General features: G+C 50.0%; 2 protein-coding genes. Both read right to left on the reverse strand.

Annotated elements, in window-relative coordinates:
• The coding region (locus B3O33_RS02330) for an efflux RND transporter periplasmic adaptor subunit (RefSeq protein WP_292362845.1) at positions 1–994 on the reverse strand (994 nt) is incomplete at its 3' end.
• Between the two features lie 10 nt (positions 995–1,004).
• The coding region (locus B3O33_RS02335; protein ID WP_292362846.1) for an efflux RND transporter permease subunit at positions 1,005–1,941 on the reverse strand (937 nt) is incomplete at its 5' end.

Genomic DNA, 1,941 nt, shown 5'->3' on the forward strand with positions numbered 1-1,941 from the left:
ACAGACGACCCATACGAACGGTTTTGATTTCAACCTGGTTCTCCGTGTTTACCAGCATCACTGAGGGTCTGCCCTGAATGGTTTTTAAGGCATTAACCGGAATAAGCACAGCCTCACCGTTTTGCTGAACCTGTATGGCCATTTCACCACTCAAGCCCGCCAGCAGATTAAGCTCGGTATTATCCAGCAGATATTCCATTCGCATGGTGCCGGTTTCGCGATTTACTTCACGCGAAATACGTGAAATTGGTACGACGATTTGCTGATTTCCTAAGTCAGGCAAAGTCAGTTTTGCCGGATTTTGCTGATCAATAATAAATAACTGTGTTTGCGGTATATCCACTATTATCCGTAACTGATCCGTGCGGCTGATTCGAAATAGCGGCATGGCATCATTGCGGGTAATACGGTTTCCACGTTCAGCCAGACGACGGGTGATAATGCCATCAAACGGTGCCACGATTTCGGTGTAGGCAAATTCATTTTCCAGCTGTTCCAGACGGGCCTGGTAGGTCGCTAATGTCGCTTTGGCCACTGCCAGCTCAGCTTCTTTTTCATCGACTTCGGTCGCATTGACGGCACCTGAATCGCGTAGATTGATATACCGTTTGGCCACTTTCTCCGTCAGATCCAGCGTGGCTTTCTGCCGATTGATTTCAGCCTTGGCCTGAAGAATTTCCTGTTCCAGTTCTGGGGAGGAGAGTTTTGCCAGTAAATCACCTTGTTGAACGTTATCGCCAATATCGACATGGCGACTTTCCACGTAGCCATCAGCACGGGCGAAAATGTCCGATTGTTCGATGGCCTCTACGCGGGCGTTAAATATCAATGGCTGATAATTTGACAGCGGTTGTGGCTGTGCCACACGTACCGAGAGTATTTCAGGTGCAGCAGAGGGCTGTTCGATATTCGCTTCACTGGGAGGCTGAATAAAAAACCATACAGGTACAGCGATGACCGCGGCAACTAAGATTGTCCTGGTTATATTTGACATCGTGAGGTCCTCAAATAGTCGGCAGCTTCACCGGCTGCGGACGTTTAATAAATTGCATGATCATGCTGAAAGTCCAGGGCACTAAAAACAGTGATGCAAAGGTGCCCAGCATCAAACCACCAATAACGGTACGGGCCAGTGGGGCATTTTGTTCGCCACCTTCACCGAGCGCCAGTGCCATTGGCAATAAACCGATCATCATGGTGAGGGCGGTCATTAATACCGGTCGTAATCTGGTTGAGGCCGCTTCACGGGCGGCTTCGAAAGCCGATTTACCGGCCACCCATTGATCTCTGGCAAAGGTTGTTACCAGGACACTGTTGGCAGTGGATACGCCGATCACCATAATAAAGCCCATCAAAGCGGGAACGCTGATGGTGGTACCGGTGAGCATTAAGCCGATAATCGCCCCGGAAATGGCAATCGGCGCACCAGATAAAGCGACCAGCGGCATGATCCACGAGGCAAAGTTGAACAGCATGATAATGTAGATAAAGAATACGGCCAGTAAAAAGCCAAACAGCAGGTCCCGATAAGCCTCATCCATGGCGGCGGCCTGCCCCATGATTTCAATATCGTTGCCAGGGACAATATCTTGTTTCAGTTCATTTACAATCTGCCGGGTCGCTTGGTAAACCGAGCCTAAATCGCTGTTTTCCGTGTTAACCAACACATTGACGGTCGGTTTGAGCATGGTGCGGCCGATGCTGCCAGCAACATTGCGCGGGCTGATGCTGGCAATACTGGCGAGTGGCACGGTGACATCGGGATCGCTGGTTTGTACCTGCAGATTCATTAAATCATCGGTGGTGCGTAATTTATGTAATGGCGTTCTGGTTTGCACTTCATAGGAAAAACCGAACACCGGATCGGACCAGAAGCTGGGGGAGACAGTACCGGCAGAGCCTAAAGCACCTAACAGACTGTTCATGGTGTCTTGTGTGGTC

It is taken from the genome of Methylophaga sp. UBA1464, from assembly GCF_002325665.1.
GTDB lineage: Bacteria > Pseudomonadota > Gammaproteobacteria > Nitrosococcales > Methylophagaceae > Methylophaga.